Source organism: Sphingomonas ginsenosidimutans (assembly GCF_002374835.1).
Classification (GTDB): Bacteria; Pseudomonadota; Alphaproteobacteria; order Sphingomonadales; family Sphingomonadaceae; genus Sphingomonas; species Sphingomonas ginsenosidimutans.
The window spans coordinates 1-1,107 of record NZ_NWVD01000047.1 but is presented as its reverse complement, the minus strand read 5'-3'; the positions used below and the strand labels follow the sequence as shown (position 1 = coordinate 1,107).

Annotated in this window: 2 protein-coding genes; both read right to left on the bottom strand. The window is 66.8% G+C overall.

Annotated features, from left to right (window positions below):
* Positions 1-607, bottom strand: a 607-nt coding sequence (locus COA17_RS18605; protein WP_096614358.1) for a LytR/AlgR family response regulator transcription factor, incomplete at its 3' end; no start/stop codon positions are given.
* The coding region (locus COA17_RS18600; RefSeq protein WP_176484964.1) for a sensor histidine kinase at positions 600-1,107 on the bottom strand (508 nt) is incomplete at its 5' end. The genes COA17_RS18600 and COA17_RS18605, both read right to left, overlap by 8 nt.

Sequence of the window (1,107 nt, the reverse complement as noted above, 5' to 3'; positions counted from 1 at the left end):
GAACGATCGTCGACCGGTGGATGCGGATGAAGCGGTCAGACGGCAAGCGTTTGGCCATCCCTTCCATCGTCTCGCGAAGGAGGTGGGAGCGACCGCCGACCACCACGCGCACGTAGTCGCGCTCGGCCTCAACGCGTTCGACCGCCGCGACTTCGACCCTCACAAGGTCGGAGCGGTGGGGCACCCAGAGGTGATCAGCAGGGGAGGGGGCATCGCCAAGCCGCCCGCCCAGCGCGGCACGAACGCGCTCGATTGCGAGCCCGAAGCGCGCCGTGTCGATGGGCTTGAGCAGGTAATCGACCGCGCCGACGTCGAAGGCGGCAAGCGCGTGTTGAGCGAATGCGGTGGTGAACACGACCGCAGGCACGGACGCCGTATTGCCGCCCTGCGGGATGCGGCGCGCCGTCTCCATGCCATCAATGCCAGGCATGGCGATGTCGAGGAAGACGATGTCGGCAGGTATCTCTTCAAGCAGTGCCAGTGCCGAGTCGCCGTCGTCGGCTTCCCCTGAGACGACGATACCGGCGTCACTGCATAGCATCCGCAGCAGGCGCCGAGCGGGCGCCTCGTCATCGACGACCAGCGCGCAGAGCGGCCGCTCAGCCACGTCCCGCTTCCGGCTCGAGCGGCACGGTGATGGTGCTGCTCCAGCCATCCTTTATCGGGCCTGCCGTCAGTGCCGCTGTTGGCCCGAATCGCGCGGCCAGCCTGGCGCGGACATTGGCGAGGCCGATTCCGGTTGAAGGCTGCCGCGCGTCAGGCATCGCGAGCTGACCGTGAGAGCAGTCGGTGACGTTCAAGTGGAGCATTGCGCCATCCTGCCACGCACGTACCTTAATCAGGACGGGCGCGGTCGTGCCGCCGAGACCATGCTTCACCGCGTTCTCGACGAGCGGCTGCAGCAGCAACGCCGGTAGCTTCACGCCGTTCAGCTTTGCTGTAACGTCGACGGAGACGCGCAGCCGTTCTCCGAAGCGCGCCTGCTCGATCGCAAGGTAGAGGCGCTGGAATTCAACCTCGTCGGCAAGACTAACGTCGGCTGCAGGATCCTCCACGAGGCCGGTGCGGAAGAAGGCAGCGAGGTCGCGGATCATCGCGCCTGCCGCC